Consider the following 21,440-nt stretch of genomic DNA (forward strand, 5'->3'; position numbering starts at 1 on the left):
AGGATAATTTTTCTTTGACGCTCATACTGCAGCCCCAACGGGTTGATTGGTCGAATTAAATTGCATTTCTAGCTCAGTGACTGCAGACGCAAAAACCTCTGCTCGATGTCGATAGTCGCGAAATTGATCGAAGCTTGCACACGCTGGCGAGAGCAAGACAATATCGCCCAATTGGGCGCGTTGAGCAGCCAATTGGGTCGCTGCACTTAATGAATCGACCTGCACACAGTCGATGTCATTGCTCGCAAAGCTATCTTCAAGTACAGCACGGATGAGAGGCGCATCTTTACCGATCAGAATTAAACCCTTTACAAACCGTAAAATCGGTTCACGCAATGGACTAAAGTCTTGCCCTTTGCCGTCGCCACCAGCAATCAGCCAAATCTGTTTACTTGCTGTAGTTGCGCCAAGGCCATTGAGTGCAGCTACCGTTGCACCAACATTCGTGCCCTTACTATCATCAACATATTCAACACCCTCAATTACAGCCACACTTTGAACCCGATGCGGCTCACCCCGATATTCACGTAAGCCATGCAACAAGATATTCATCGGTAGCCCAGCACAGCGTGCTAAGGCGAGCGCAGCTAAGGCATTGAGCGCATTATGGCGACCGCGAATGCGGAGCGCATCCGCTGGAATTAAGCGCTTTAATCGTAACTCTGTCTGTTCAACGCCGCTGACTTTACGACGTCGTTTCGGCGTACTCTCTGGCTCTTCATCGATTTCAGCCCACACTAACCAATCGATCCCGCCTGCGCGCAAATCATGTTCAATACCAAACGCTCCAGGTTCAGTTGGGCAACCCACACCAAATGTAATCACACTCTGCCGAGTTTGTTCTTTTGGCAATCGAAGGTTTGATACCAAAGGATCATCGCGATTTAAAATACAAATACTATTGGTGCCAATGATTTTTGCCTTGGCCTGAACATAGGCCTGCATATCACCATGCCAATCCAAATGGTCTTGGGTAATATTGAGAATTGCTACTGCAGTGGCATTCAAACTCTCGGTATATTGCAACTGAAAGCTGGATAACTCAAGAACCCAAATTTCTGGCAAATCCAGTAGGGTATTGGCCTCATCAAGACAAGCACTTAACTTGCTTAAGGCTGCTGGACTAATGTTGCCAGCCATCGCTACTTTTTTTCCTGCGCGCTCACAAATTTGCTGAGTTAAAGCTGTGCTTGTAGTTTTTCCATTCGTACCCGTAATTGCTAGTACCGTAGGTTGATAACCAAACTCCAGCTGCAGCGCAGTTAAGGCACGCGCAAAAAATTCAATCTCACTCCATACTACTAGCGCATGACTATGCGCGTAACTCAAGATGGTTTTTAATGGCTCTTGTAAAGGTGATAAGCCTGGACTGATACCAATCACAGACACTCCAGCGCACATCACTGCTATTTGCTGTTCTAGCTCACCTGCTGTCCAATTACCCAAATATAACTGACCTAAGCCTTGTGTTTTTAATTCCTCAAGGGCAGCTTGTTGTTGATTTGATAGCAAAGCAGGAGCGCGTGTATCAGCTAAATCTACCGTGGCGCCATGCTGCAAACACCACTTGGCCATTGCTAAACCAGACTCACCCAGACCAAGTACTAAAAAGTGATTCGGCACAACTGAACCTTGTTCAGTCTTGATATTTAAAAAAGCTTGATTTAATCCTTGCATCATTTCCTGTTTTTCACCTTAACTTCAAACTCGATAATCCGACTAAAACTAATAAAATCGTAATAATCCAAAAGCGCACTACCACTTGGGTTTCACGCCAACCACTTAATTCAAAATGGTGATGTAGGGGAGCCATCTTAAAAATTCGTCGACCTTGGCCATATTTTTTCTTGGTGTACTTAAACCAGGCAACTTGCAACATGACTGAACACGTTTCCGCGACAAAAATTCCGCCCATGACAAATAAAACGATCTCTTGGCGCACAATGACGGCGATTGTGCCCAGCGCGCCACCCAAAGCTAACGCCCCGACATCGCCCATAAATACTTGGGCTGGGTGGGTGTTGTACCAAAGAAAAGCTAAGCCTGCACCCCCCATCGCGCCGCAAAAAATGAGTAATTCGCCAGCACCAGGAATGTATGGAAAGAGTAAATATTTAGCGTAAATAGCATTGCCCATGACATAGGCAAAAGCGCCTAATGCCGCCCCCACCAAAATGACTGGCATGATCACCAGTCCGTCTAAACCATCGGTTAAATTCACCGCATTACTACTACCCACAATGACGAGAAAACTTAAAATAATGAAGCCAAAAACGCCCAGTGGATAGCTCACCTCTTTCATAAAAGGTAAATATAAATTGGACTTGGCCGGTAGATCTAAAGTAAAGCCACTTTTAATCCAATCTAAAAATAGCTGAAGTACCTTTAGGTTATTCACCTCTGAAACTGAAAAAGCTAAATAGAGTGCCGCAAATAGGCCGATGCATGTTTGCCAAAAAAATTTCTCGCGCGATGACATGCCTTTAGGATCTTGCCTGGTTACCTTCCGATAATCATCAATCCAGCCAATCAGACCAAATCCAAAAGTGACGAGCAGCACAATCCAAATAAAGCGATTGCTTAAATCGGCCCACAACATACAGGAAATAAAAATGCCCAGTAAAATTAGTACTCCGCCCATCGTAGGCGTACCAGATTTTGCTAAATGGGATTGCGGTCCATCATTACGCACTGCTTGACCCATTTTTAAGGCGCTGAGTTTGCGAATTACCCAAGGTCCACACACTAAGCCAATTAATAGGGCAGTTAAGGTCGCGAGCACCGCCCTAAAAGTAATGTAATTAAAAACGCGGAAAGAGCCAAAATCGTCTTGTAACCATTGGGCCAACATTAGGAGCATGCTTTAGCCTCCTGTAACAAGGCTTGTACGACCCGTTCCATGCGCATAAATCGAGAACCCTTAACCAATATTTGTAAGTCAGCTCTTTCATCACGTAAAGCCAGTTGTTGATTTAAGGTATTGCAAAGATCTTCCATGTTTACAAAATGTTTGGCATGGGCTTCTAGTGCATTAAAACTACTAACGGCATAGGCACTTTGCTCGCCAATTGCAAATAAACGACTCACTCCACAAGCGGCAGCATAAGCGCCCACTTCGCGATGAAACTCAGGACCCTGTGTGCCCACTTCGCCCATATCGCCCAATACTAGCCAAGACTCTTTACCGCTCTGCTGCAGCATATCGATTGCTGCCCTTACCGAATCGGGATTTGCATTGTAGCTATCATCTATTAACAAGCGTGTAGGGCTCAGCCATTTACCTGCCATGCGACCGGCTACGGGCGTGAAATTTTCTAGTCCACGTTGAATCTGTTGTAAATCAACTCCGGCAGCTAAACCAACCGCAGTTGCGGCGAGCGCATTACATAGCTGATGGTGGCCTAAGGTAGCTAAGCGCACCTCAATTTCCCCTTGGGCAGTATGTATGGCCAATGCGCCATGCTCTAAAAGCCGCCCCATTACTGCAGCAGCAACTGGCGTATTTCCTTGTAACGCAAAATCAATGATGTTACAAGTATGAGCAGCGCGGCGCCACTGCGGGGTAAATTCCGAATCTGCGGGGAAAACTGCAGTACCGTTCGCAGGTAAAGCTGCGAGTACTGCTGCGTGCTCTTCAGCCACTGCGTTAACGCTGCCCATAAATTCTTGGTGCTCGCGCTGTGCATTATTAATAATGGCAATTGTGGCTTGCGCAAGCGTAGCTAATTGCGCGGTTTCGCCTGGATGATTCATGCCCAACTCGATTACGGCTAAAGTGTGTGCGGGACGTAAGCGTAACAGGGTTAATGGTAAGCCAATATCATTATTAAAATTACCCTGAGTTGCTAATGCTTTAGCGTCGCCTACTGCCACCTTGAAAATTGCTGCAATCATTTCTTTAACTGTGGTTTTGCCATTACTACCAGTCACAATTGCTAACGGTAAATCATATTGGCTTCGCCATGCTTGCGCTAGCTCACCTAAACTAGAGCGAGTATTGCTAACACAAACTGCCGGAAAATCAGCAGGACATTTTTCGCTTTCACTAATTAACGCTGCACTTGCGCCAGCCTGGTGTACTTCGTCTAAAAATTGATGTGCATTAAATCGCTCCCCACTCAAGGCCACAAATAATTCACCTTTTGAAATTTGACGGCTATCGCTGCCAATCGATCGAATTGCTAATTCCTGGGCCGCTGCCGGTGAAATATTTAATAAGCGGCTGCGCGGCAACATGGCATGAATTGCCGCTAAATTTGTCATTACTGCACTCAAGCTCTATCTCCTAGAGCTAGCTGAACATGAGTTTGATCGGAAAACTCAACCCGCTTACCACGAATTTCTTGGCTTGATTCATGGCCTTTACCCGCCACTAGAATGACATCATTCATTTGCGCATTACGCACAGCAGCTAGTATTGCGGCTGCACGATCAGTAATACTGAGTATGGATGATCCCAACATCGTGGTAGTAGAGGGCATCCCCGCCAAAATCATGGCAATAATTTTTTCTGGATCTTCTGAACGCGGATTATCACTCGTGACAACGATGTGATCGGCACCCGCAAAGGCTACCTGCCCCATTTGCGGCCGTTTACCTTCATCACGGTCTCCGCCACAGCCAAACACACACCACACTTCACCACCTCGCTGAACTGCTATGGGGCGTAATGCTTGCAAGACTTTATTTAGTGCATCAGGCGTATGGGCATAGTCGACAACGACTAAAGGCCCTTTTGCTTGACGTGATTTAGAGGGTGACATCAATTCCATGCGGCCTGGCACTGGCTGCACTCGGCTTAAGCGCGAAGTAGCTTCGGCAGCAGAAAAACCCAAAGCCCGTAATGTAGTCCAAACGGCGAGATAGTTACTAAGATTGAATTCACCGATGATGGCTGCTGAAATTTCTTCTGGTTGCTCAGCTTCGCTAACAAACTCGGTGGAATAAGCTGCTTGTTGTAGCTGAGTGTTCTGGGCATAGACACGTTTTAAGCGGCTATGCCATTTTTCAAAGCCAGCAAATGCCTTTGCGCTTAAGCCATAGCCCCACACTGCAAGATTATCTTTGCTGCTCTCTTTGGTGAGTAGTTGAATGGCTAGCTCACGACCAAAGACATCGTCTAAATTAATAATTGCCAACTGTAAACCCGCTTGCTGAAATAAAGTTGCTTTTGCTGCCGCATATTCAGCCATGCTGCCGTGATAGTCCAAATGATCATGACTTAAATTAGTAAAAATGGCTGCAGTCAATTCCACACCAGCAACTCGCTGCTGCTCAAGGGCATGTGATGAAACCTCCATAGCGACAAACTGCGCGCCCCGATCACGTAATCGCGCTAATTCGGTTTGCAAACGCGGTGCATCGGGGGTGGTGTAGCCAGTTTTATCTAAGGCCCCAGGAAAACCAACGCCCAAGGTACCGATTAGTGCTGCGCGTTCGCCGGCAAGATTTTTTGCTGAATCTAAGGCGTTTGCCAACCATTGAGTAACTGTGGTTTTGCCATTGGTGCCTGTGACCCCAATTACATTCATATGGCGACTTGGAAATCCATACCATTCAGAACAGAGGGGTCCAGCGCGACTGCTGAGCTGCGGTACCTCTATACAGTCTAAGCGTTCGCGAAAAGTAAATGGTTTAAGGCCTTTGTTTTGCTCACTTGCTTGCTGATCAAAGAGGACTGCACCTGCACCTAGCGCAATAGCTTGATCAATATATTGACGGTTATCGTTTAAGTCTTTCCCATGACCAACGGCATAAGCCAAAAAAATATCGCCTTGGCGTAATTGCCGTGTATCTAAGGTGATCTGTGCATCCGCTTTCACTAAACTGTGCAAAGTTTGGATGAGGTCTTTTGGCTTAATCAATTCAGTCACCCTCATCGCTTCAGTACCACTTTTTGTGCGTTGATGTTTGGCACTACCTGATCGACTGGATCAAAATCCTTTAAAGCCATTTGTTTTACTGTGGTGTCGGGTACAACGTGTAAGGTTCTTAGTGTCTCCCCAACGATGGCTGAAAACACTGGCGCAGCAACATCGCCACCATAATGACTACCACCAGTAGGCTCGTCAATCATCACGGCAACGACAATGCGGGGAGCGCTTAAAGGAGCAAGGCCGGCAAAATAAGCACGATATTGATTCGCCGAATAGCCCTTACCAGAAAACTTATGTGATGTACCTGTCTTACCACCGACCCGATATCCCTCAGCACGTGCTTTAGTTGCAGTACCTCCCGGCTCGGTAACTAATTCCAACATATCGCGCATTTCAATTGCAGTCTTAGCCGACATGACGCGGGGGCCTGATTTCGTTCCGGGGCTACGCTCAATTGTTAAGGGAATGAGCTCGCCGTCACGGGCAAAAACAGAATACGCGCGAGCAATTTGAAATAATGACGTGGATATTCCATAACCAAAAGCAATGCGCGCTTGATCCGTTGGTACCCATTTTTGATAAGGATGCAAAGTACCACTCACTGCACCTGGAAAGCCAATTTTCGGCGCCTGCCCAAAGCCCACTGCGGTATATAAGTCCCACATATCTTTAGGCGGCATCTGTAAAGCAATTTTAGCCGTGCCAATATTGCTCGATTTTTGGATAATTTGTGAAACCGTTAAGATACCGTAAGGATGTGTATCAGTAATGGGCTTGGGTCCAACTAAAAACTTCGCACCAATAGCCATTGAAGTGCTTGGCTGCACGATACCTTTTTCTAGAGCCGCCGAAATGGTAAATGGTTTCATGGTTGAGCCAGGCTCAAAGGTATCGGTAAGCACCCGATTTCTTAACTGCTCGCCACTTAAGTGGCTGCGATCATTGGGGTTGTAACTTGGCCAATTAGCTAAAGCTAAAATTTCACCGGTCTGAACATCAATTACTACTGCCCCACCAGCTTTTGCATGGTGTTGTTCGACCGCATTTTTTACTGCGTTGTAGGCTAAGTATTGAATTTTGCTATCAATCGACAACTGCAAATCTTTACCATTTTGAGGTAATTGCAAAATTGCCATTTCCTCAACCACGCGACCCAAGCGATCGACTACGACTTTACGTTTGCCCGCGTGCCCAGCCAATTCGTTCTGGTGAGATAACTCCATCCCTTCTTGTCCGCGATCTTCAACATTAGTAAAGCCAACGACATGAGCCATTGCCTCGCCTTCGGGATAATAGCGGCGGTAGACGTTGTTTATAGCAATGCCCGGTATTTCTAATTGCTTAATAGCTTGGGCAACTTGGGGCTCAACTTGCCGCTTTAAAAATAGTTGGGTACGCTCATCGCGTAATTTTTTACGCAGCTCAAGCTCGCTAATTTGCAATAGCTGGGCTAATTGACGAATTTTTTCTGGCGCAAGGTTATCTGGTACGACATCGTTATAAGCAATAATTGCTTTTGCTTCTAAACTCGTTGCAATCACCTGTCCGTTGCGGTCTAATATTTTTCCGCGACTAGCTGAAAGCTCAAGCTCCCGTTGCGTCCCTTTAATTGCTTTCGCTTCGTAAAAGGCGTTACCTGGACCCTGAATCCATAATGCCCTTAGTACCAACATCATAAAAGCAAAAAATAATAAAAACAGCATGAGACGTGAGCGCCACATCGGTAGCCGAAGTACCAAATTCGGCGAAGTAGAAAAACCGAGTGGCTTCACTGCGCATCCTTCAGATACAAAGTTCGATCTGGTGTAATCGGTAGCATACGCAACTGATTACGAGCGCTATCTTGAATGCGCGCTGATTTTGATAGCGTCCGTTGATCGTATTCCAAGCGCAGGGCTTCTTGATTTAAACGACGCTCTTCCATTTGTGCGCGTTCAATTGCGATAAATAACTTACGGGCTTTCTGCTGGGCCGCCACCAAAGACAAAGCACAGATTAAAAGTAAAGCGAGCAAGGTAAGGGTTGCGCGATTCATGCGTCAGTGCCCTGCTTTTCAGCCACACGCATCACTGCTGAACGTGCGCGGGGATTTTCGGTGATTTCGCTAGCGCTGGGGCGCACACGGGCAATAAGTTTGAGCACTGCCTGTGGCAGATCTTTCGCACGTACGGGTAACTTTCGCGGCATTTCTACCGTGGCATGCGCCCGCATAAATTGCTTAACGATGCGATCTTCTAAGGAATGAAAGCTGATAACGACTAAACGACCTCCGGGTTTTAAGACTGTTAATGCGGCCTGTAGTCCCAATTGCAAATCATCTAATTCACGATTAATAAAAATACGCAAAGCCTGAAAGGTACGGGTTGCAGGATCCTGTCCTGGCTCGCGTGAACGCACTACTTTGGCAATTAATTGCGCTAAGCCTACAGTTGTTTGAGGTAATTTTTCGGCGGTGCGCTCAGCAACAATTGCGCGGGCAATTGCTGGAGCATATCGTTCTTCGCCATAAATCTTTATCACTTCTGTTATTTCCTCACTACTTGCTTGTTCCAACCATTGCAGCGCAGTAATGCCCTGCGAAGTATCCATCCGCATATCGAGCGGGCCATCGCGACGAAATGAAAAACCGCGCTCCGCCTCTTCGACTTGTGGCGAGCTGATTCCTAAATCGAGTAATACCCCATCGACCGATGCTGGTTTCGCAAATTGCGCTATCGTGGCAAAGCTGCTGTGCACAATGGTGAAACGAGAGTCGGTTATTGTTTGGGCAGCGGCAAGCGCACTTAAATCTTTGTCGAAGGCCAATAGTTGCGCTTGCGGACTGAGGATGTTGAGTAAAGCTTGGGAATGACCACCGCGCCCAAATGTGCCGTCGATTAGCACTGCATTGCTGCTCAACTTGCCGCCTGTCAATGCTGTCACCGCCTCGGCCAGCAACACTGGGCGATGTGAATAGTTCATGTTGCCCGATCATTAAAAAGAAAATTGCTTAAGGGCCTCAGGCATGCCTTGGGCAATTGCGGCCTGCTCTTTACTGGAGTAAATCTGGGCATCCCATAACTCCAAATGACTACCCATGCCCAGCAAAATGACTTCGCGTTCAATACTTGCTGCAACTCGCAATTCAGGACTAATCAAAATTCTTCCTGAGCCATCAAGCTCTATTTCAGCGGCATTACCTAAAAAAATCCGGCGCCACCAATGCGCATCCATTGGTAATTGCGCGACTCGCGCACGAAAAGCTTCCCATTCAGGGCGCGGAAAAACCAATAAGCAACCATCGGGGTGTTTTGTTAAGGTGACGCGACCATCACCTTGCAATAAAAGTGCGTCACGATGCTTAGCCGGCACAGACATGCGACCTTTTGCATCTAAATTAAGAGCTGAAGCGCCTTGAAACACAAATTACCCCACTTTTTCACACTTCCTCCCACTTTAGAGGATAGGAATCTTAGGGTCAAGTCTTTTAAGGGGTTTTTTTAGTAAATTCTCTAGTGATTACAAACACTTAGCGAATTCTTTTAAGAAATTAACGACAATAAAATATTTAAAATAAACAAGGGCTTGGAAAATACACTTGAGATTATGTCTTAGCTATTTAAGCTAATAATACTTAAAAATCGCTTAATATACTGTTTTTAAATACAGTATTCATTTAAATTGGCTTTTAAATTCGGTAGGCAATGGTCGTCATTATTTTAGAAACTAAGCCCATGGCTTTTTTTATGGGCTCTGGTAATGTTTGAGCGCCTGCAGTCCAGGCTGCTTGACCATGCTCTATTTCATCAAGTCGCATTTGATCAACAATGGCACGTGAGCGCACATCATGACTTGGCAAAGTATTTAAATGATGGTCTAGGTGGTGCTCAACTTGTTTTTCAGTTTCTGCTACAAAACCAAGGCTCCATTGATCTCCGGCTAAGCCTGCAAGTAACCCAATGACAAACGCCCCGCTGTACCAAAACGGATTGAAGTAACTCGTGTGTGACCCCAATTCGATTAGACGTGTTTCACACCAGGCCATATGATCTAACTCTTCTTGACCTGCTTGGGCTAGCATCGCACCAATTTGCGGGTCACGAGCGAGTAATTTTTGCGCCTGGTAAAGCGCCTGAGCGCACACTTCGCCAACATGATTAATACGCATTAAACCCGCTGCATGGGCGCTTTCTGTTGGGCCTAACTGCGGTAAATCAACTGCGTTTAAGTGCGCCTGACTAGGGCTTGGGCGCTGCGCAACCGCACCGCCCGCAACCGAACGCAAAGCCACATCAAATTCACTAATGAAGCGATCAGCTAAGCTGAACATTTAAATCTCAACCTCGGCTTTATACGTTTCTTTTACCTTTAAGCCTAAGTCGGCTAATAAGGCACGGTCATATTCTGCTTCTGGGTTACTGGTAGTGAGTAGTTGCTCACCATAAAAAATAGAGTTTGCGCCCGCTTGAAAACACATTGCTTGTACGGCTCTGCCGAGCTCTTGACGTCCAGCCGATAAGCGCACGCGGGCACTGGGCATAGTGATACGAGCCACGGCAATCGTCCGCACAAATTCGAGGGGATCTAAGGGCTTTTGCGCTTCTAAAGGCGTACCAATTACGGGAACCAAATGGTTGATTGGTACAGATTCTGGGTATGGGTTTAAGTTCGCTAAGCGCGTCAAGAAAGCCACTCGTTGGGCGCGCGACTCACCCATGCCCACAATGCCGCCACAGCAGACTGACATGCCTGCAGCCCGAACATGGTCAATCGTATCTAAGCGATCTTGATAGACTCGAGTTTGAATTACCTCAGAATAAAAATCTTCGCTGGTATCGAGGTTATGGTTATAAAAATCGAGCCCAGCAGCGCTTAAGGTTTTCGCTTGCTCAGGCTCTAGCATGCCAAGCGTAGCGCAAGTCTCAAGGCCCATCGCCTTAACCCCCCGAATCATCGCAACGACTTTTTCAATATCGCGATCTTTCGGCTCTCGCCAAGCCGCACCCATACAAAAGCGGTTCGAGCCCGCTGCTTTGGCTGCTTGGGCGGCGGCTAAAACTGCCTCCAGTGTCATTAGTTTAGTGGCCTCAACCCCAGTGTGATAGCGGGCTGCTTGCGGGCAATAGCCACAATCTTCTGGGCAACCGCCGGTCTTAATTGAAACTAAAGTGGCTAACTCAATATCGCCATCGGGAAAATAAGCGCGGTGGGTTTCTTGCGCTCGCCACATTAACTGGTTCAAGGGCAAGCTAAAGAGCGCTGCCACTGCCGTCAAGCTCCAGGCCTCTGGCTTCGCAACGGTGTTGTTTGCCAATTCATTACCTGCAGCAGCTTTCCTCTGCAGTTGGACTAATGGCTTGGTGTTAGTTTGGGTTGGGTTCATCACGGTTTATTTTCTATTCTAATGCTTATCAAGAATATGAATCATGCCATAGAGCCTATGAAGGCAAGGCTTTCCAAGCAATCGCCAAAAAAAGAAAAACTAGTGTTCAAATATCCCTTATGACAAACATCTCTAGCAATGCGGCCTGGGTAAAACGAAGTCTTGCGGCAGTTTGGCACCCTTGCACGCAAATGAAGCAGCATGAATTATTTCCTCTGGTAGCCATTACTCATGGCAAAGGGCCCTGGCTTTTCACTGCAAATGACCACGCCATTTTAGATGCGATTAGCTCTTGGTGGACGAATCTTTTCGGCCATGCGAATCCCAAAATAAACCAAGCAATTCATGCGCAATTAGAAAAAATTGAGCATGTGATGTTGGCGGGGTTTACCCACCCACCCGTGGTGGAATTATCAGAAAAACTCAGCGCCTTAACCCAGGGAAATTTAGGTCATGCTTTTTATGCTTCGGATGGCGCCTCCGCGGTCGAAATTGCCCTCAAAATGAGCCACCATTTTTGGCGCAAGACTGGACAAGCCAAAAAAAACCAATTTGTTTGTTTAGCTAATGGCTATCATGGTGAAACCTTAGGGGCGTTGGCTGTAACTGATGTCGCTATTTTTAGACAAGCCTACGGCGACTTATTGCAAACCGTACATACCGTGATGTCGCCCGACTTACGCCAAGCGCTACCAGACGAAACCGCTGCTGAGTTTACCCAGCGTGCAGTTGCGGACGTGGCACAATTATTTGCTCGCGAACATGAGCATATTGCTGCCTTTATTGTCGAACCACTCGTGCAATGTGCGGGGCAAATGGCCATGCATTCGCCCAGTTATTTGCAGCAAATACGGCAGCTCTGCGATCGCTACTCAATTCATTTGATTGCCGACGAAATTGCCGTTGGATGTGGTCGTACTGGCCTTTTTTTTGCCTGTGAGCACGCCGGCATTTGGCCTGATTTTTTAACTCTCTCGAAAGGCATTAGTGGCGGCTACTTACCTCTTTCAATTTCACTAACAACTGATTCCATTTATTACGCTTTTTATCATGCTGATCTGCGTGAGGGTTTTTTACACTCCCACTCGTATACCGGTAATCCACTGGCTTGTGCTGCAGCCTTAGCTAGTTTGGCTATTTTTTCTAGTGAGCAGGTGTTGGAAAAAAACCTTGGACGGGCGCGAGAGTTAAATCAGGCTTTTGCTTGGGCCAAAACAGATGAGCGAATTGAACACTTTCGTCAACAAGGCATGATCTTGGCTTTTGATGTCAAAAATACAGCGCAGCATTCTGCTGCAATAACCCCCCACTTTGCCCCGCAACTGTTTCAACATGGCTTAGAAGCTGGTGTATTAGTGCGACCAATAGGTAATACCGTTTATGTAATGCCTCCTTATATACTCAGCGCCGAAGAAACCCAGTTGATGTCCAGTAGAATTCGTACCGCTGTTGATAAAACCCTTGCTACGGGTCGACCGCGCTAATATGCATGCCCTAATAAAAGCCCAAGCACGCCTCGCAGAGCTTGATCAAAACCTCCTCAAGCGCAGCTTGCGTACTACAAGCTCGCCATGCACCCCCCATCCCACAGTAGATGGGCGGCCGCTGAAGGCATTTTGCAGTAACGATTATTTAGGGCTCGCCAACCATCCTGACTTAATCGCTGCCTTAGCAGCGGGCGCCAAAAAATATGGCGCCGGTAGTGGCGCTTCTCATTTAATTAGTGGTCACAGCATGGCTCATGCAAATTTAGAGGGTGCCTTAGCAAGTCTGCAAGCGCCTTTTATTCCTCACGCCCGTGCCTTGTTTTTTTGCACTGGGTACCTAGCCAACCTGAGTGCTATTACTGCTTTAGCTAGCTTAGAAAATGACTCTACGAGTAGCGCAACGACAATTTATTCTGGCAAGCTTAATCACGCTTCGCTCATTGATGGGGTGCGTTTAGCGGCAGCCCAAAGCAAAGCCAATACCGTGATTTTTGATCATCATGATCTACTCGACCTAGAGCACAAGTTAGCACGCGATACTGCTGCACTCAAACTGATCGTGACCGACGGGGTCTTTAGCATGGATGGCGACTTAGCTCCACTCACTGAGTTACTTGCCTTAGCTGAACGTCATGACGCACTACTGATTGTCGATGATGCTCATGGCTTTGGTGTATTAGGCGAAAACGGCTGCGGTATTTTAGAAGCGCTGCAACTCCATTCAGAACGACTTATTTATATTGGCACCCTCGGTAAAGCCGCCGGCATTAGTGGCGCCTTCATTTGTGGCGAAGCGACCTTAGTTGAATTTATTTTGCAAAAAGCCCGACCCTATATTTATAGCACGGCTACACCACCAGCGATCGCGCATGCATTGCTATGTAGTCTGCAGCTGATTACGTCTGCTGAAGGTAAACAGCGCCGTCAACAACTAGGGCAAATAATTGCAACGTGGCAAGCAGAAATGGTATTTTCGAGCTGGCAAAAAATGACTTCAACGACCGCCATTCAGCCGATTATTTTGGGTGAAAATAAAACGGCCTTGGCAGTGGCACAGCGCTTAACTGAGGCTGGTTATTGGATTCCTGCAATAAGGCCGCCAACCGTGCCGTCTGGTAGTGCGCGGCTGCGCGTCACATTTTCAGCAAGTCACACCATTGCAGAAGTGCGCGAATTGATCGACACCCTCAAGCAAATTGAATTAACAATACTGGCAAGCAATACTCAATAATATGAATCGTCATTACTTTGTTACTGGAACCGATACAGAGATAGGTAAAACACTCGTTGCTGGTGCGTTGATTTTGCTCTTGCGAGAACATTTTGCACGCGTCGCGGGTTTTAAACCCGTAGTAGCTGGAATGCAACGTAATGCCAATCATCAATTGATCAATGAAGATCTAGAAACACTCATGCTCGCCTCGGGTCTCGGGCTTCCCGCCACGCAGCTATGTGCATATCAACTTGAGCAAGCGGTTGCCCCGCATTTGGCTGCGGCACAAATCGGTATTGAACTGAAGTGCAATGTGATGCTCGCCGCCTATCAACAGTTAAGCCGACAAGTTGACGCGGTAATCGTTGAGGGTGCCGGTGGTTTTTTAGTGCCATTGAATGCTGAAATGAATTTGGCCGATCTTGTTGAGCTACTAGAAATACCCGTCATCCTGGTGGTGGGCATGCGGCTTGGCTGTCTTAACCACGCTTTACTCACTGTAGCGGCAATTGAGCAGCGCGGTCTTAAGCTGGCAGGCTGGGTTGCTAATGGCTTACATCCACAGATGCCCCTACTCGCAGAAAACCTTAGAAGCTTACAAGAGCGAATTTCCGCTCCTCTGTTGGGTGTAATTGACTACTTACCCCCTGAACTGCAAAAAAGCGGGAATACCCCTTATTCCTTATCCGCCTTAGCGTTTGCTAAAAAATCCCTCAAACTACCCTAATTTTGTCAAAAATTGAGCCGAAAAGAGCATCATCCTGCACTTTCAGCTAAGATGAAACTATGCAACTACTTCCCGAAATACTTGCTTCCGCCGCTGAAATTCAGGTCATTCGCCGTAATATTCATGCCTACCCTGAACTCCGTTTTGAAGAAAAGCTCACTGCTGATTTAGTGGCTGAGGCTCTATCAAGCTGGGGAATTCCGCTTGTTCGCGGCATGGGCAAAACTGGCGTGGTGGGCCGCTTAGATGGTGAGCTTGGGCCTGGAAAAATGATTGGTCTACGTGCCGATATGGATGCCTTACCACTTCAAGAACACAACACGTTTGCCCATGCCTCTCGCCACGTGGGCAAGATGCATGCTTGTGGCCATGATGGTCATACCGCGATGCTTTTGGGAGCAGCTCAATATTTATCGAATCATCGCGACTTTAAAGGCAGCGTGATTTTTATTTTTCAACCCGCTGAAGAAGGTGGTGGTGGTGCTCGTGAAATGATTAAAGATGGTCTCTTTAAACAATTTCCTTGTGATGCCGTTTTTGGTTTGCATAACTGGCCTGGTATTCCGGTTGGTGATTTTGGTGTCACGGCGGGACCGATGATGGCATCGAGTAATGCCTTTCAAATTACCGTTAAAGGTCGGGGAGGGCACGCTGCTTTGCCACACAATAGTGCCGATCCAGTCATTGCGGGCGTGAACGTGGTGCAAGCCCTACAAAGTATTATTACGCGTAATAAACGACCAGTAGACGCTGCGGTTTTATCGATCACCCAATTTCATGCGGGCGAAACCAGCAATGTCATTCCTGATAGCGCTTTTATTGGTGGCACGGTTCGCACCTTCACCCTAGAAGTACTTGATCTAATTGAAACCCGGCTGCGTGAAATTACCCATGGTGTTGCGGGCGCCTTCGATTGCACTGCCGAAATTGAATTTATCCGTAGCTATCCACCACTTATTAATCATCAAGAAGAAGTGGATTTTGCCGTCAGTGTTATCACCGATTTAGTTGGGGCGGGGCATGTCGATGCACAAATTGATCCGACCATGGGTGCGGAAGATTTTGCTTTTATGGTCTTAGAAAAACCCGGCTGCTATGTGTTTCTTGGTAATGGCGACGGTGATCACCGTGCGCTTGGGCATGGCATGGGACCGTGCCACTTACATAACCCTTCTTATGATTTTAACGATGCCCTGATTCCTATTGGAGTCAGTTATTGGGTTAAGCTTGCGCAACGGTTTTTGGCTTAGCGCGGCAACAATAGCCAGGCTCGGCCTGCTTGTTTCATCCGTCCGGCGAGCTCTCCTGCTGCCTCACCACTACCCCAATAATAATCAGCCCGCACTGCCCCCACAATAGCTGTGCCTGTGTCTTGCGCCATCACTAAGCGTTGCAGTGTTTGTGTGCTCGAGGGCCGAGTGGTTGACAAAAACACTGGGGCACCTAGCGGTAAAGAATATCGATCAACGGCAATACTGCGCTCTGTTGTCAATGGCACACCTAAGGCGCCAATGGGGCCAAGATCGGCAGCAACATTGCTCGGCAAAACTTTAAAGAATACAAAGCGTGGGTTGGCATTTAACATTTCTTCTACCCGCTGAGGGTTGTTACGCGCCCATTGTTGAATACCTTGCATCGTCGCTTCGCTACGCGTGATGTAGCCTTGATTTAATAACCACTGGGCAAATGATTTGAAGGGCTGATCATTAGTGCCAGCAAAACCTAAACGCAATACTTGACCATCATTTAAACGAATCTTGCCCGAACCTTGGATCTGCATAAATGCTGCAGCTACGGGATCTTGAACCCATACTAACTCGCTTCCAGTTAAATTATTGGCACTCATTAATTCAGCTCGCGTTGGTGCTGGATTGGGTTTGACCTTCTGCCAAGCTTTTGGATAGGCATATAAAGGCACAGTAAATAAAGAGGTGCGTTGACGCGAGCCATTCATCACGGGCTCGTAATAACCTGTTACCAAACCAGAATAATTGTTATTACTTAAAGCAAAGGTTTCATACGCTTGAAAATACGTCTCAAAATAACGTCTAATTGCCACCCCGTCTTCGGCTGAAATACCGATCACCCGCGCGCAGACTTCAGCCCACTGCACCTCACTTTTCCGCTTACGTAAAGCCTCACAGCTTTTTAACCAAGCTGGCCATGCCTGGGTTAAATCATCCGTTTGCCACCCACTAATTTGCTGCCAATCAACCGGTTTAAAACCGGTGATCGCCGAGGTATATGGGGCATTTCTCAAGCTAGTACTTGTGCTGCTATTAGCGGGTGCCTGGCTAATTGCAGTTCGCGTGGGCGGCATTGCACAAGACGTTAGTAATAAGATGCTGGTACAAGCTAAGATACTCAGGAAACGGGAAACTACCATGCTAGCTAATTTATTTGATGCATACCCTTCTTTGCTATTTGTGCTCGAGGCATTGCTTGCCCTAGGCCTTTTGTTATTCATTGTTTTTTGGACCGGCTCGGGGCGCAAAGACTAGGCCCCAACTTAATGCAAAGTTCTGGGCATCACTAGCGCAAATTCAGGAATAGGCGCCTGAAAAAACTGGGCTTCCTCGGTAACGCAGAAATACTCGCCCCGCATGGTGCCTGCGGGGGTCGGCAAAGTAGCCCAACTGGTGTACTCAAACTGTTCACCAGCCCGTAACAGGGGTTGCTGGCCCACCACACCCAAGCCCCGTACTTCCTGAACATCGCTATCGCCGTCGGTAATAAACCAATGGCGGGCAATCAGTTGCACACTGGTTTGGCCACTATTACGAATCGTAATGGTATAGGCAAAGGCAAATTGCCGATTATCTGGGTCAGACTGTTCTGGCAAATACTGGGTTCGTACCGTAATACTGATTTCATGAGTCTTCATGCACGAATTCTGCTCTATCCTTGAGCCAACTGCAAGCTAGAATCTAGGGATGGCTAGTCAAAATACCCCTCTCATCATTGCCCCATCCATTTTATCGGCCGATTTTGCCTGCCTTGGCGCCGAGATTCAGGCGGTTTTAAAGGCTGGGGCTGACTGGATTCACTTTGATGTAATGGACAATCACTTTGTGCCCAATCTCACTATTGGCCCCTTAGTTTGTGAGGCTATTCGTTCCCATGTCCACAAAGATGGGCGGCCTGCCATGATTGATGTGCACCTCATGATTGAGCCGGTGGATCGCATTATTCCCGACTTTGCTAACGCGGGCGCTGATCTCATTAGCTTTCATCCAGAAGCCAGTAAAGATGTGGCAAAAACCTTGCAATTGATTCAGGCTAATGGCTGTCAAGCTGGCTTAGTACTAAATCCAGCAACTCCAATTGAAGGGCTCTTGCCACACCTAGGGCAAATTGACTTGGTGTTACTCATGTCGGTTAATCCGGGTTTTGGTGGTCAGGCATTTATTCCCAGTACGCTAGAAAAAATTAGTCGCGTGCGGCAGTTGCTGAACCGCCATTTCGCAGAAACTGCTAAAGATATTCGGCTTGAAGTAGATGGTGGTATCAAAGTCGATAACATTGGGGCAATTGCGGCAGCCGGTGCCAATACCTTTGTCGCTGGTTCAGCTATTTTTGGTAACGCAAACTACAGCGAGATTATTGCGGCAATGCGGCACGAATGTGCACAAGCGCTAGGTCAGACGTAATGCAAAAAGCAGAATTTTTAGCCTTGGCGCAAGCGGGGTTTAATCGTATTCCAGTGATTCACGAGGTGTTAGCCGATTTAGAGACGCCCGTATCCCTGTATCTCAAACTAACACAAGCTGGTGGCCAAAAAAATTCCTATCTCTTAGAGTCCGTCATTGGTGGCGAACGGTTTGGGCGCTTTTCTTTTATCGGTATGCCCGCTAAAACCTTACTTAAAACAGGTGGGACTCCGCAAAACCCGGTGACACAAATTATCACCAATGACGTCGTGGTTGAAACTAATTACGATAACCCCTTAGATTTTATCGATACCTATTTCAAGCGCTTTAAGGTTGCCTTGAAGCCCGGTTTACCGCGATTTTGTGGAGGCTTAGCGGGTTATTTTTCTTACGATACGGTTCGCTACATTGAGCCCCGCTTAGCGCAACACCACTTACCAGATGAATTGGGCTTACCGGATATTCAATTATTACTTACTGAAGAATTAGCCGTTATCGATAATGTACTCGGGCGAATCTATCTCATTGTTTATGCTGATCCCGCCGAAACTGATGCTCTGGATCGAGCGCAAAATCGCTTACATGAACTACGCGCGCTTCTCGATAAACCCATTACGCTGCAGCCCTCAGCACCAAGCCAGAAAACTGAATTACTACGCAAATTCAAACAAGCTGATTTTGAGGCGGCAATTAGTAAAACGAAAGAGTACATATTAGCGGGTGACTGCATGCAAGTGGTAATTGGCCAACGTATTAGTAAGCCGTTTACTAATTCGCCGCTTGAGTTGTACCGTGCACTGCGTTCATTGAATCCTTCTCCTTATATGTATTTTTATGATTTCGGCGACTTTCAAGTAGTCGGCTCATCTCCCGAAATTCTGGTTCGCCAAGAACCTCGAGACACCCAAAAAATAGTGACCATTCGTCCTTTAGCTGGAACCCGACCACGCGGGGCGACGCCCGCAGAAGATGAGCGATTGGCGCGTGAGCTTTTAGCTGATCCCAAAGAAATTGCTGAACATGTCATGCTCATCGATTTAGCGCGTAATGATGTTGGACGCATTGCGCAAACCGGCACCGTTAAAGTTACTGAATCCATGGTGATTGAAAAATATTCTCATGTACAGCATATTGTTAGCTCAGTCGAAGGCGCATTAAAAGAAGGGATGAGCAATATGGATGTTCTCCGCGCCACTTTTCCTGCTGGCACTTTGTCGGGCGCCCCTAAAATTCGGGCAATGGAAATTATTGATGAAATGGAAATAGTAAAGCGTGGTGTATATGGTGGCGCGGTTGGTTATCTGTCGTTTACAGGGGATATGGATGTGGCGATTGCCATTCGTACCGGCATTATTCGTAATGGCGTTTTGCATTCTCAGGCGGGAGCTGGAGTCGTGGCCGATTCAGATCCAAACTCTGAATGGCGCGAAACCGAAGCCAAAGCGCGAGCTGTATTAATGGCTGCTGATTTAGTGCAAGGGGGTCTCAATGCTCTTGATGATTGATAATTACGATTCATTTACCTATAACCTAGTGCAATACTTTGCTGAATTGGGTGAAGAGGTGAGGGTTGTGCGTAACGATGAAATTAGTGTGGCTGATATCGCGCAAACTGGCGCAAAGCAGATTTGTATTTCTCCTGGGCCTTGTAGTCCTACTGAAGCAGGTATTTCAGTCGCGACCATTCAAGCCTATGCAGGCAAAATTCCAATTCTAGGTGTCTGTCTTGGTCATCAAGCCATTGGTGAGGCATTTGGGGGCAAGGTGATTCGCGCACAAAAAGTGATGCATGGCAAAACCGACCTAATTCAACATACGGGTGTTGGCGTCTTTAGCGATTTACCGAATCCATTTACTGTGACGCGCTACCACTCGCTAGCGATTGAACGCAGTAGCCTACCTGCTTGCTTAGAAATTACCGCCACTTCAGCCGATGGCGAAATTATGGGAGTAAGGCATCGTGAATATTTAATTGAGGGCGTGCAATTTCATCCGGAATCCATTTTGTCGGAGCAAGGCCATGCCTTATTAAAAAACTTTTTGCGGCTTAGCGCTTAACTTATTATTAGCCCTGATGAATTCTTCAATCACCCCACCACAGGCCATCCAGCGCTGCCTTGACCAGCGCGAGCTGAGTCATGACGAAATGCTGGCAATGATGCGCTTAATTATGGGTGGCGCGCTTTCACCAGTGCTTACCGCAGGCTTCTTAATTGCCTTACGCGCCAAACAAGAGACGGTGGGAGAAATTACTGCAGCTGCCCAAGTCATGCGCGAATTTGTTACGCCAGTGACGGTTGCCCATGCAGATCATTTAGTGGATGTAGTGGGCACCGGCGGCGATGGCGCACAAACTTTTAATATTTCTACAGCCGCTATGTTTGTAGCGGCTGCCGCTGGGGCAAAAATTGCTAAACATGGTAACCGTAGTGTCAGTAGTAAGTCAGGAAGCGCTGATGTTCTCGAAGCCCTTGGGGTTAATTTACAACTCTCGCCGACGCAAGTTGCACAATGTATTGAAAAAATAGGCGCTGGCTTTATGTTTGCCCCCAATCACCATCCGGCCATGAAAAATGTGGGTCCGGTGAGAAAAGAACTGGGTGTGCGCACGATTTTTAATATTTTAGGTCCGCTCACTAATCCTGCCAATGCAAAACATATGCTGATGGGCGTCTTTCGTCCCGAATTAGTTGGCATTCAAACTCGGGTCTTACAAAACCTTGGCATGAAACATGCATTAGTGGTTTATGGTCGCGACGGCTTAGATGAAATTTCATTACAAGGGCCAACCCTAATTGGCGAATTAAAAGATGGTCATGTACACGAGTACGAAATTAATCCGCTCGATTTTGGTATAAAACTAAGCCCTACAAACGCCTTTCAAGTTGCCAACGCAGCAGAATCGAAAGCGATCATTTTGGGTGTTTTAAACCCCGCTGCTAGCGCTGCTTTTGATGCTGCGCGCGAAATTGTTTGTCTTAATGCGGGCGCTACACTTTATGCGGCAGACTGTGTCCCCGATATCGCCAGCGGTTTTATCTTGGCGAAAGAAATGATTGCTACTGGGGCAGCACAAAGTAAGCTGGCTGCTTTTGTGGCTGCCACTCAAAACACGAATTAAGTAT

At 47.2% G+C, this 21,440-nt stretch carries 20 protein-coding genes; 8 read left to right on the top strand and 12 right to left on the bottom strand.

From position 1 onward, the window contains the following. Nucleotides 1–21: 21 nt before the first annotated feature. The 10 genes from murD to bioB form a co-directional block, all read right to left on the bottom strand. The gene (murD, locus tag LZT22_RS00970; protein ID WP_233923187.1) at nucleotides 22–1,680 is read right to left on the bottom strand and encodes a UDP-N-acetylmuramoyl-L-alanine--D-glutamate ligase; all 1,659 of its coding nucleotides are present in this window, start codon (nucleotides 1,678–1,680) and stop codon (nucleotides 22–24) included. 10 nt (nucleotides 1,681–1,690) lie between these two features. After that, nucleotides 1,691–2,860 (bottom strand): phospho-N-acetylmuramoyl-pentapeptide-transferase, encoded by a 1,170-nt coding sequence (mraY, locus tag LZT22_RS00975; protein ID WP_233923188.1) that lies wholly within the window; start codon nucleotides 2,858–2,860, stop codon nucleotides 1,691–1,693. Then, nucleotides 2,851–4,263, bottom strand: coding sequence for a UDP-N-acetylmuramoyl-tripeptide--D-alanyl-D-alanine ligase (gene murF / locus LZT22_RS00980; protein ID WP_370635176.1), 1,413 nt, complete (start codon nucleotides 4,261–4,263; stop codon nucleotides 2,851–2,853). The genes mraY and murF overlap by 10 nt, the downstream gene beginning before the upstream one ends. Before the next feature lie 8 nt (nucleotides 4,264–4,271). Further along, nucleotides 4,272–5,879: a UDP-N-acetylmuramoyl-L-alanyl-D-glutamate--2,6-diaminopimelate ligase gene (locus LZT22_RS00985; RefSeq protein ID WP_233923190.1), complete on the bottom strand. Its 1,608-nt coding sequence runs from the start codon at nucleotides 5,877–5,879 to the stop codon at nucleotides 4,272–4,274. Then, a complete protein-coding gene (locus LZT22_RS00990) occupies nucleotides 5,876–7,648 on the bottom strand; it encodes a penicillin-binding protein 2 (RefSeq protein ID WP_233923191.1) in 1,773 nt (590 codons plus the stop codon). The genes LZT22_RS00985 and LZT22_RS00990 overlap by 4 nt, the downstream gene beginning before the upstream one ends. Beyond that, nucleotides 7,645–7,911 carry a cell division protein FtsL gene (ftsL, locus tag LZT22_RS00995; protein WP_233923192.1) on the bottom strand — a complete coding sequence of 89 codons (267 nt, stop codon included), beginning with the start codon at nucleotides 7,909–7,911 and terminating at the stop codon, nucleotides 7,645–7,647. Before ftsL ends, LZT22_RS00990 begins: the two co-directional genes overlap by 4 nt. After that, nucleotides 7,908–8,837, bottom strand: a complete 930-nt coding sequence (gene rsmH / locus LZT22_RS01000; protein ID WP_233923193.1) for a 16S rRNA (cytosine(1402)-N(4))-methyltransferase RsmH — start codon at nucleotides 8,835–8,837, stop codon at nucleotides 7,908–7,910. Before rsmH ends, ftsL begins: the two co-directional genes overlap by 4 nt. A gap of 12 nt (nucleotides 8,838–8,849) precedes the next feature. Continuing rightward, nucleotides 8,850–9,278 carry a division/cell wall cluster transcriptional repressor MraZ gene (gene mraZ / locus LZT22_RS01005; protein ID WP_233923194.1) on the bottom strand — a complete coding sequence of 143 codons (429 nt, stop codon included), beginning with the start codon at nucleotides 9,276–9,278 and terminating at the stop codon, nucleotides 8,850–8,852. Nucleotides 9,279–9,543: 265 nt separating this feature from the next. After that, a complete protein-coding gene (coq7, locus tag LZT22_RS01010) occupies nucleotides 9,544–10,185 on the bottom strand; it encodes a 2-polyprenyl-3-methyl-6-methoxy-1,4-benzoquinone monooxygenase (RefSeq protein WP_233923195.1) in 642 nt (213 codons plus the stop codon). Further along, entirely contained in the window at nucleotides 10,186–11,238 is a 1,053-nt protein-coding gene (bioB, locus tag LZT22_RS01015) for a biotin synthase BioB (protein ID WP_233923196.1), read from the bottom strand. A 119-nt stretch (nucleotides 11,239–11,357) separates the two neighbouring features. Here bioB and bioA point away from each other — a divergent pair, with 119 nt between their 5' ends. From bioA to LZT22_RS01035, 4 genes are read left to right on the top strand one after another with little or no spacing between them, the layout of a single operon-like run. Further along, nucleotides 11,358–12,722 (top strand): adenosylmethionine--8-amino-7-oxononanoate transaminase, encoded by a 1,365-nt coding sequence (gene bioA / locus LZT22_RS01020; RefSeq protein WP_233923197.1) that lies wholly within the window; start codon nucleotides 11,358–11,360, stop codon nucleotides 12,720–12,722. Between the two features lies 1 nt (nucleotide 12,723). Continuing rightward, entirely contained in the window at nucleotides 12,724–13,956 is a 1,233-nt protein-coding gene (bioF, locus tag LZT22_RS01025) for an 8-amino-7-oxononanoate synthase (RefSeq protein ID WP_233923386.1), read from the top strand. Nucleotide 13,957: 1 nt separating this feature from the next. Further along, the gene (gene bioD, locus LZT22_RS01030) at nucleotides 13,958–14,665 is read left to right on the top strand and encodes a dethiobiotin synthase (protein WP_233923198.1); all 708 of its coding nucleotides are present in this window, start codon (nucleotides 13,958–13,960) and stop codon (nucleotides 14,663–14,665) included. A gap of 59 nt (nucleotides 14,666–14,724) precedes the next feature. Beyond that, nucleotides 14,725–15,915, top strand: coding sequence for a M20 aminoacylase family protein (locus tag LZT22_RS01035; RefSeq protein WP_233923199.1), 1,191 nt, complete (start codon nucleotides 14,725–14,727; stop codon nucleotides 15,913–15,915). On the opposite strand, the gene LZT22_RS01040 is transcribed toward LZT22_RS01035, so the two are convergent. Further along, nucleotides 15,912–16,985 carry a murein transglycosylase A gene (locus LZT22_RS01040; RefSeq protein ID WP_233923200.1) on the bottom strand — a complete coding sequence of 358 codons (1,074 nt, stop codon included), beginning with the start codon at nucleotides 16,983–16,985 and terminating at the stop codon, nucleotides 15,912–15,914. The two genes, LZT22_RS01035 and LZT22_RS01040, sit on opposite strands and share 4 nt — an antisense overlap. Nucleotides 16,986–17,174: 189 nt before the next feature. After that, entirely contained in the window at nucleotides 17,175–17,549 is a 375-nt protein-coding gene (gene apaG / locus LZT22_RS01045) for a Co2+/Mg2+ efflux protein ApaG (protein WP_233923201.1), read from the bottom strand. A 49-nt stretch (nucleotides 17,550–17,598) separates the two neighbouring features. On the opposite strand from apaG, the gene rpe reads away from it, so the two are divergent. From rpe to trpD, 4 genes are read left to right on the top strand one after another with little or no spacing between them, the layout of a single operon-like run. Beyond that, nucleotides 17,599–18,315, top strand: coding sequence for a ribulose-phosphate 3-epimerase (gene rpe / locus LZT22_RS01050; RefSeq protein ID WP_233923202.1), 717 nt, complete (start codon nucleotides 17,599–17,601; stop codon nucleotides 18,313–18,315). Then, nucleotides 18,315–19,820 carry an anthranilate synthase component I gene (gene trpE, locus LZT22_RS01055; RefSeq protein ID WP_233923203.1) on the top strand — a complete coding sequence of 502 codons (1,506 nt, stop codon included), beginning with the start codon at nucleotides 18,315–18,317 and terminating at the stop codon, nucleotides 19,818–19,820. Before rpe ends, trpE begins: the two co-directional genes overlap by 1 nt. Beyond that, nucleotides 19,804–20,373 carry an aminodeoxychorismate/anthranilate synthase component II gene (locus LZT22_RS01060; RefSeq protein ID WP_233923204.1) on the top strand — a complete coding sequence of 190 codons (570 nt, stop codon included), beginning with the start codon at nucleotides 19,804–19,806 and terminating at the stop codon, nucleotides 20,371–20,373. The genes trpE and LZT22_RS01060 overlap by 17 nt, the downstream gene beginning before the upstream one ends. A gap of 16 nt (nucleotides 20,374–20,389) precedes the next feature. Then, nucleotides 20,390–21,436, top strand: a complete 1,047-nt coding sequence (trpD, locus tag LZT22_RS01065; RefSeq protein WP_233923205.1) for an anthranilate phosphoribosyltransferase — start codon at nucleotides 20,390–20,392, stop codon at nucleotides 21,434–21,436. The last annotated feature ends 4 nt before the right edge of the window (nucleotides 21,437–21,440 follow it).

Origin of the sequence: Polynucleobacter sp. IMCC 29146 (genome assembly GCF_021395195.1) — a bacterium.
Classification (GTDB): Bacteria; Pseudomonadota; Gammaproteobacteria; order Burkholderiales; family Burkholderiaceae; genus Polynucleobacter.

Excerpts from the sequence above, each read along its gene's own strand:
- rpe (WP_233923202.1), top strand. The coding sequence starts at position 17,599 with ATGGCTAGTCAAAATACCCCTCTCATCATTGCCCCATCCATTTTATCG.
- bioD (WP_233923198.1), top strand. The coding sequence starts at position 13,958 with ATGAATCGTCATTACTTTGTTACTGGAACCGATACAGAGATAGGTAAA.
- LZT22_RS00985 (WP_233923190.1), bottom strand. The coding sequence starts at position 5,879 with ATGAGGGTGACTGAATTGATTAAGCCAAAAGACCTCATCCAAACTTTG.
- ftsL (WP_233923192.1), bottom strand. The coding sequence starts at position 7,911 with ATGAATCGCGCAACCCTTACCTTGCTCGCTTTACTTTTAATCTGTGCT.
- bioB (WP_233923196.1), bottom strand. The coding sequence starts at position 11,238 with ATGAACCCAACCCAAACTAACACCAAGCCATTAGTCCAACTGCAGAGG.
- apaG (WP_233923201.1), bottom strand. The coding sequence starts at position 17,549 with ATGAAGACTCATGAAATCAGTATTACGGTACGAACCCAGTATTTGCCA.
- bioA (WP_233923197.1), top strand. The coding sequence starts at position 11,358 with ATGACAAACATCTCTAGCAATGCGGCCTGGGTAAAACGAAGTCTTGCG.
- trpD (WP_233923205.1), top strand. The coding sequence starts at position 20,390 with ATGAATTCTTCAATCACCCCACCACAGGCCATCCAGCGCTGCCTTGAC.
- mraY (WP_233923188.1), bottom strand. The coding sequence starts at position 2,860 with ATGCTCCTAATGTTGGCCCAATGGTTACAAGACGATTTTGGCTCTTTC.
- LZT22_RS01040 (WP_233923200.1), bottom strand. The coding sequence starts at position 16,985 with ATGCCGCCCACGCGAACTGCAATTAGCCAGGCACCCGCTAATAGCAGC.
- murF (WP_370635176.1), bottom strand. The coding sequence starts at position 4,263 with ATGACAAATTTAGCGGCAATTCATGCCATGTTGCCGCGCAGCCGCTTA.
- coq7 (WP_233923195.1), bottom strand. The coding sequence starts at position 10,185 with ATGTTCAGCTTAGCTGATCGCTTCATTAGTGAATTTGATGTGGCTTTG.
- trpE (WP_233923203.1), top strand. The coding sequence starts at position 18,315 with ATGCAAAAAGCAGAATTTTTAGCCTTGGCGCAAGCGGGGTTTAATCGT.
- LZT22_RS01035 (WP_233923199.1), top strand. The coding sequence starts at position 14,725 with ATGCAACTACTTCCCGAAATACTTGCTTCCGCCGCTGAAATTCAGGTC.
- LZT22_RS01060 (WP_233923204.1), top strand. The coding sequence starts at position 19,804 with ATGCTCTTGATGATTGATAATTACGATTCATTTACCTATAACCTAGTG.
- murD (WP_233923187.1), bottom strand. The coding sequence starts at position 1,680 with ATGATGCAAGGATTAAATCAAGCTTTTTTAAATATCAAGACTGAACAA.
- bioF (WP_233923386.1), top strand. The coding sequence starts at position 12,724 with ATGCATGCCCTAATAAAAGCCCAAGCACGCCTCGCAGAGCTTGATCAA.
- rsmH (WP_233923193.1), bottom strand. The coding sequence starts at position 8,837 with ATGAACTATTCACATCGCCCAGTGTTGCTGGCCGAGGCGGTGACAGCA.